Source organism: Teredinibacter sp. KSP-S5-2, from assembly GCF_032773895.1.
Taxonomy (GTDB): domain Bacteria; phylum Pseudomonadota; class Gammaproteobacteria; order Pseudomonadales; family Cellvibrionaceae.
In genome coordinates this window covers 2,904,845-2,912,608 of record NZ_CP120416.1, presented here as the reverse complement: position 1 = coordinate 2,912,608, position 7,764 = coordinate 2,904,845, and the positions used below count along the sequence as shown (strand labels likewise).

Sequence of the window (7,764 nt, the reverse complement as noted above, 5' to 3'; positions counted from 1 at the left end):
CTTTTTATTTTATTAGCAAACTAGCTATTAAATGTCACAAACTTTAGTCCAAGAACCGTCGCTGCCTGGAACAGATTGAGTCCACCAGCTTGCGCGGTAAACCACACCACTGTTAGACATCATATCACCGCCAGAAGCATGGCTTGGGTTACCCGCCCAGTCGTTTTGCGTCCAGTTAGGGTAAGCATTTATTGCAGTTGCATCAATACCTTGGGCAGCACATCCGCCAGTTCCGCCAGAAGAGCTGGAGCTGCTTGAAGATGAACTTGAAGAGCTAGAGCTGCTTGAAGAAGAGCTGCTGCTTGAAGATGAACTTGAAGAGCTAGAGCTGCTTGAAGAAGAGCTGCTTCCAGTACAAGTTCCTGGAGCTGCTGCTGTCCAAGCGTAAGACCACGCCCAACCTACACCAGGTTCATAAGCACCATTGCCGTTTGAACACCAGCCACCAACGGTACAAGTGTAAGAACCACCTGCATTGGTTACGCTGTCGCCAGTTGCATAGGTTGCACCTAGAGTGAAGGCAGGGCAAGTGCTACCGCCGCTAGAACTTGAAGAGCTAGAGCTGCTTGAAGAAGAACTTGAAGAGCTAGAGCTGCTTGAAGAAGAACTTGAAGAGCTAGAGCTGCTGCTTGAAGAAGAACTTGAAGAGCTGGAGCTGCTTGAAGAAGAACTTGAAGAGCTAGAGCTGCTAGAAGAGCTGCTTCCACCTAAGGCCAAGCCGTCGTTTAGTGCGTTAGACATGCGTGGGTTGATACCAGTACAGATAGGCATCTTATCGGCACTGTGGCCGCCTACACATTCGATTTCGCCTTGAGCAACCCAAACAATCGCACCAGCAAGACCTTGGTTAGCAATGTACTCACCTTTAAGTTTTACGGAGCGCTCGTCGTCGTAGCTTAGGAAGAAACCATCTTTAGTTAAGTATGGAACCTGAGCTTGGGCATCCCAATGTTCAGTCCAGCCTTGGTTTTTAACTTGCTCAATGTAGCGGTACATTGGGGTACCATCAAACACGTCAAAGTTAGTTTTATCCATAGCGGAAGAAACAGGGCCGTCTGGCTGAACAGTGATGTTACGCTTGATCGTTGGTGTACCTAAATCAGTAGGTAGTTCGGTCTGTACAGAACGACCGTAGAAAGCAACACCCAAGTTAATTTTTTGAGCAGGAATACCTTGGCCAACCATCCACTTAGTAATGCCGTCTAAGTTGAAATGACGGTAGATATCTTCAGCAACAGGATCGCCATTGCCGTCAAGTATGCTCAAGTCATAGTCATAAAGAGGCGAGTTGTGACCAGCATGATTAGACCAACCACCGTGGTAGTCGTAGGTCATCATGTTGTAGTAATCCATGTAGTTGTTCAATTCGGTCCAGTTAAAGTTTTCAAGGTTGCGCTTGTCTGCCTTGAATGCCGAAGTGATTAGCTTGTCAGGACCAATTGCAGTACGGATTTCCTTCACCATGTTAAGGAAATTATCGAAGTCTGCTGGGCTGTTGTTTTCAATGTTCATACCGAAGTGACCAGGGTATTCCCAATCAAGATCGATACCATCAAAACCAAGAGCCATAAGACGCTTACAGTCTGCGATGAAACGAGCTAGTTTTACTGGGTCAGCAGCTACTTCTGGGAAGTGTTTACCCATGGACCAGCCACCCAAAGATGCCATAACTTTTGTGCCGTGTTGGTGAGCGTATTCGATGATACCTGGTGCTCCGCCAGCTTTACGAAGAGGAATTGGGTATTTTCCACTAACGCCAGACGCAGCGTGCTCCCATGAGGAAGTTGCGTTGTCATAAGTGATGCCTTGCTCGGTGAGACGCGCTTGCAATGCAGTGTCAGCATCGCCAACGTACTGGATTAGTTCCAGTTCACCCCACAGCATGTAGTAGTCCCAGCTGGAGTACGGGTCTGGGTGAAACAATGGACCAGATTCCTGTTGTACGCCTGCTTGGTAGATATTCTTATTACGCAAGTCGCCCGAGTGTAGGGAACCATCTGCAGCCACACCGAAGAATGACCAGTTAACGATAGAGTAGTTGTCCATCGCAACGTTCAGGTGGTTGAGAAGACCTTTGGCTTCAACGCCGGCTTTGGCGTCTTTCCATTGATCCCACTGGGTAACATAACCGATAACAGTCTTGTTATGCGCATGTTTATTCGCTGCGTTCGCTGTCATGGATAAGCCCATTGCTAGGCCTAAACCTGCCGCGAGGGCAGTTTTCGTAAAAGTCGACTTAATCATCTTTGGTCTGCCTAATTTAACTAGATAGATAGTTTCAAAGAAGGTTCGACCAATAACGTATGCATCGCAGCTATGAAAGGGGCTCTCTCCCAATAATCAGCCGATCAATCGGAAGTACTTCTTGCTACTTTTATAGCCTTTAGATACTGAAGTTATCAGAGTTAACACTCTGTATCTCTCACTTATTGTTATTGGTTAATACACTTCAGTTATTTAGTCCATGGGTGGACCCGTTGCCCTCGCGCTTTATTGTATTTTTTGGCGCTTTATGTGGGCAATGTAGAGACTAACCGATTTGGGTAAGGATGTGAAAGCCAAAATCCGCAAAAAAGCAAAAAATGAGAAATAAGGGAGTAAAAAAAGCAAATAAAGACTATAGCGTTTGAATTTAAAAAAAATATGTTTTTATAGCAATTCAAAATAAATGAAAAGTTGCATATGGCTGCAGGCCTTACCGATAAAGGGTGTTGTAGAAATAATAACGTTTACTGAAAAAACTCGCGCTACCAATTGCGGATAAAAAATGTTCGGTTAGAAAATTTTAAAACTGTGACCAATTTTGTTGATTGCAACAAATACTTCTAGTTGCTTATCGGTATGTTTATTGTCTTGATCTACATCTATGTATTTTTATTTAATATATCTATTCGGCTTGGTGGTTCTGTAATAGGCGGAAATATACATCTGAGTTCTCGGTGGGTTTTCCTGTGTATGCATAGGTCGTGGTGAATGTGACAACACATATAAGCTCACATGATCAACTCCGTAGTTCGTTTGAATAATACACGAGAGTCAGTGTGTTAAGTATTTAACATTAAAAAACTGATTTTCTTTTAGTTGTTGTTGGTGGTGTTGATATCTATCTGTAAACCTCCGTTAAGATAAACGCATTCATATTTAGAGTTCTTCAGCGTAGTCTCGGTAATAACAGAGAAAAAATGAAAGAAATAGAAACTCGCATGTTAGTTAAAAATGTCTACTACGAATAAAGTATTACTGAATTTGCCTGTTGAAACTCGAAAAGCTAATGCGGTGGTATGTGATTGCCTGATGTTATAGGTTTAGAAGTGCTAGAAGAAAAATAGATATCTTAACGTTGTATACGCAGGCATAGAGATAGAGAACGATATAAAGAAGCCAATAGTTTTTTGTTCGAAAACTTTTTCTCTTGATGGGCTACTCGATTATTTTTGTCTTTTTTATAAAAATCGAGATTCATTATGAGTGCTATCAAAAACGCCCCAAACATGGGGCGCTTTATTGATCGAATCTATTTAGATTGAATGTGCTTTCCGTTGTCTTATTGATACAGCAAGCAAGCCTAAGCATAGAAGAATAATTGAGCTAGGTTCCGGAACTTCCGCACTCATCTTACTGAGTGAGGTCAAAGTACCGAAAAGCGCATAATTGTGCTCAGAGAACCCACGACCGACGCCATCATAAAAACCATAATCACTTGCGTAAAGTCTTAGTAGTGGCGAGTCGAAATCTGAAATAAGCAATTCAGAAGGAATCTCGGTTCCGTTAAACACGGACTGTGTAAAATCATTTAACCCGAAATCCAAAGCCATATGCGGCCCAGCTTCGGGTAAGTTAGTATCCATAGCGTAGCTCTCACCCCAGGTGTTCACTGCAACTAAGTGAAAACCGTCGAAAGAATGGTAGTAGTAGTTGTTGAACACACCCATGCTCATACGGCCACTCTGAAAACTATAACCCGTTCCATCTATAGAGAACGAAAGTGAGTTGTTGGGGCTTGTATAGTCTCCATGAGTTGGGCCGAAATCCCATCCGGTGGTAGCTTCAGTATCGTAGGTGAATTGTCCTCTAAACGTCATTCCCTGTGGTGAAGATTCAAAAAAGTAATTTCCATAATCTGACACACTAGAGAAAATTCCTTCAAACTCATAGGTAATAGGAACTGCCGTAGCGGATATGGCAGTAAGATTGAGTATTATTCCCAATGCGAGGTTTTGTATGTTTTTAGTTATTAATGTACTACTCCTTCGTTTTTGTTTGTAAAGCGATAAGCTCAATGTTGCCAGGGGTAGCCATGGTCAAGTGCTGGCAGATTAACAGAGGCCTTGAAACAGAATATGGACTGAGGAGAGAATGCTTTAGAATTACGTGCCATTATAGCTAGGAGGCGGATGGATCTACTTGCTTCCGTGGCTTGTTATTTGGATATCGAAGGCTCTGGTATTGTGTTAGCCTATTTGATAAGGCGCAAAAAAATTCTAGTGCTGTTGTCGTATTAATAATATTTATATAGAAATTTTTATAGTGGTATAAAAGAAGGGTTACCCGCTTCCTCATTGAGTTAAAATGATGTGAACTTTAGACCGCTAAGTGGAGAGCAAGACTAAGCTTTCCTTAGGTTATTAATATTCTTAGGTGGGATACTTTGAACATTAGGTTGGGCATGGAAAATCAGGATGACCATGAATGGCGAGTCTGTGTATTAGTCATCAGTATTATTTCAATTCTATTTTTCTTCAGGTTACACATATTTATAACTATTATCCCATTCGAGTGTTGGAGTGTGAGTGATATATGGGAGCATAAACCCTATCTACTCAGTCCGTTTAGCAGTTATCTTCTAATAAGTTTGTTATTGATGATTTGGACAGTGGCGGAGGTTGTTATTGGATACATGGTTTCCAAGTCAGTTGTAGCTAAGTCTATCTCTATTGCTTCGATGATAACTATGATGGCTTTTCTTGTTGGGCTATTTCATTTTTGGCAGCACTTCAGAATAGTGGAAGGCAGTATGGATGCTGAAGAGTATCTGATTAAGCTGGGGAATATGACAAAACCCTATGTGTCTGAGCCTTATGATGATTTTCCTGATTGGAAGGAATTTGTCGTTCAGGAGCGATGTGATAAAGGAAAAGCAATCTCCACTATGACTCAAGAAGAAAAGTGGATGTTAATGGATAAATATGAAGAATTATCTATCAGGTATATGAAACAGAATTAGGATGGTTTTAAGTTCTATTCGGCCTCAAATAATTCTGATTGTGATTTTCCGTAGTAGATCACGCATAGATAAAGTTTGGATGAAATTGTAAGGTTTTCAACTAAGTATGTAGAAAAATGAATATTGTGGTGTGTTAAATTATTTTTATCGAATAGTTGCATAAGAAAAATATTTAATTCAATTAGTCGGTTGTTTTTAAGGAAAAAAGTAAGGTATATGTTTTTCATGTTACTTGCGGCGAAGTTCATGAATAGTATAGTCTGAGATGAGATTAACTCAATCGGGTGCTTCTGCGAATATAATTCGTTATTAAAATGCCTAACTTAATCAAGAATACTTTTTAGTGTTACTTTTGACTTGTTTTTTGTTGCGGATGTTTGTTTTTTCGTATTGTGTGGGAGATGCATGATTATGTATGCTGAATTGGGGCTTGATTAGGTGCTGTAGTTCTATGGCAGTAAACATGGTTGTTATTGAATTTAAGCTGATGAATGAATAACTCTGTTTGGTTCTTTAGTGTTCATAATTTTAAACTGATAGTTGATTTTTAAATGGAGTAATATGATATGAGTTCTATGATAAAAACTGCATTGTTTATATTGTTGTTAGTCTCAATGGATGTACTGGCCAGTCAGGAAACAGGAAGAATTGAGAGAATATTAATTAATAAAGATATTCCCAATGCTGTGATATTAAATGTTGCATCTGATGTAGAGCCAACTAAGGCAACCTGTGTTACTGGTTGGGAGTGGGTAATCGATATCTCAACTGAAACCGGGAAGGCTCAATATTCACTGGCCTTGGCATTATATATGTCAGGTAAGACTATCGTGATACAGGGGAATGACAATTGTGATGCTGGCTTGTATGGACACGCTGAACTTGTACGTTATATATATCCTAAATAATCAAAAGATCTCATGAAAGGCATTCTGGAGCGTTAATTGAATCTAGGTAATGACCTGAGTCCACACACTGTGAGTGTTCTGTCATTCTCTGTTCTATTGGAGAGGTATGGTAAAGTGTCGGAATGCTAGTCAATTTGGGCGTTCATAGCTGTTGCTATGGCGCCGTTCATATAGAAAAGCAGGTTTTCACAGCAACCTTGACTGGAAGCAGTCGTACCCTTCCGGTTTATCCTTCCTCACTCTACACTTTTTGTTGTGTAACCTTTGAAATTCAGTAAATAATAGCTAGGTTTTGTAGCGGCTAATGTCGATATGAATACTCGGTTATGGCCGGCTGTATTGTGACAGGGTAAAGGCCGTAGACGGTAGGTTCGTACCTGGAGGTTTGGTCGAAAACACGGCAAGCCCTGGTTGGAGAAGTCTCCCTTCGGGGAAATAGAATTCAGTATGAGTTATGTAGAGATTGTAAAATGGTAAAGAAGATTGATCCGCAAGTCAGTATGATCGATGATAGCTTGCATCGACTCGTAAGTTATATCGATATTTTGGATGCCATAGGGCCTCTGAACTATAAGGAACAACAAAAAGAGTTCTTTGCCAATCACTATTCTCAAGACCCTAAGTTTATCTATCGGCAACAGGATGTTTACCCGTTTGCGTTCAAACGCAACCTCTATAACTTACCGGTAGATGAGTTACTGGATGATGACTTACGTACCTTGTATAGCGATATTATCGACTCTTATGCTGATAAGGTAGACCAGTATAAATCCATTGGTTCCACGGATTTTTTCTACGATTCTCTGCGCTATTACGGCGAGCCTTCAGCGAAAGATATCGCTAACGCTCATTTCGTTTTGCATTTACCCGAGTCTGACGAGGCAGGGGAAGAGGTGTTATATGATGCGGAAGCTCTTCGGGTTTTACTTGAGCAATTTGCTGAGAAGGAAGGCTATCAGTATCAGCTGGTGACAGACGATTCTATGATTGCCAATGCCTTGGTGGCAGGTACAAAAGTGAAATTGAACAGCGCAGCACGTCTGAGCAAAATGGAAGCTGTTGCTCTGGCACATCACGAACTTGGCGTGCATTTGGTTACAACCTTAAATGCGCGTATCCAACCGCTCAAAATTCTGTCAGTAGGTTGCCCCGCGAATACCATGACCCAGGAAGGCTTGGCGTTGCTGTGTGAATACCTTTCCGGGTGTATGACCATCGGGCGTTTAAAAACTATGGCGTTACGTGTCCTGGCGGTTCGATCCTTGATTCGGGGCAATAGTTTTCGCAATACATTTTTGTTATTGAAAGAACAGTATCAGGTCAGTGATGAAAGAGCGTTTACTATCACAGCTCGTGTGTATCGAGGTGGAGGCTTTACTAAAGACTATTTATATTTGAATGGCTTCCATTTGATATTAAATGCTTATGAATCGGAACCGGATTTTCTTCATTTGTTAACGGGTAAAACATCCATTAAATATTTGCCGTTGATTTCCAGATTGGTAGAAAAAGGCTATTTGGTTCCGCCCAAATTTATTTCTCCTGCCTTAAGAAATCCTGCCCCCTGTAGCAATATTGATCAGTTTGTGGTCCATGCAATAAAATAACAGTACCGAGTGGCCTGAATGAGTG

Annotated in this window: 5 protein-coding genes; 3 read left to right on the top strand and 2 right to left on the bottom strand. The window is 41.3% G+C overall.

Going from position 1 to position 7,764, the window contains the following annotated elements; all coding sequences use genetic code 11:
* Positions 1-27 precede the first annotated feature (27 nt).
* Both P5V12_RS12570 and P5V12_RS12565 read right to left on the bottom strand, forming a co-directional pair.
* Positions 28-2,178: a glycosyl hydrolase family 18 protein gene (locus P5V12_RS12570; protein ID WP_316953440.1), complete on the bottom strand. Its 2,151-nt coding sequence runs from the start codon at positions 2,176-2,178 to the stop codon at positions 28-30.
* Positions 2,179-3,518: 1,340 nt separating this feature from the next.
* Positions 3,519-4,127: a PEP-CTERM sorting domain-containing protein gene (locus P5V12_RS12565; protein WP_316953439.1), complete on the bottom strand. Its 609-nt coding sequence runs from the start codon at positions 4,125-4,127 to the stop codon at positions 3,519-3,521.
* A gap of 521 nt (positions 4,128-4,648) precedes the next feature.
* Between P5V12_RS12565 and P5V12_RS12560 the strand changes: the two genes are divergently transcribed.
* The 3 genes from P5V12_RS12560 (at position 4,649) to P5V12_RS12550 (ending at position 7,739) form a co-directional block, all read left to right on the top strand.
* Positions 4,649-5,224, top strand: a complete 576-nt coding sequence (locus P5V12_RS12560) for a hypothetical protein (protein WP_316953438.1) — start codon at positions 4,649-4,651, stop codon at positions 5,222-5,224.
* Positions 5,225-5,790: 566 nt separating this feature from the next.
* Entirely contained in the window at positions 5,791-6,132 is a 342-nt protein-coding gene (locus tag P5V12_RS12555) for a hypothetical protein (RefSeq protein WP_316953437.1), read from the top strand.
* Positions 6,133-6,602: 470 nt separating this feature from the next.
* Complete coding sequence (locus P5V12_RS12550) at positions 6,603-7,739, top strand: flavohemoglobin expression-modulating QEGLA motif protein (protein ID WP_316953436.1); 1,137 nt, start codon at positions 6,603-6,605, stop codon at positions 7,737-7,739.
* The last annotated feature ends 25 nt before the right edge of the window (positions 7,740-7,764 follow it).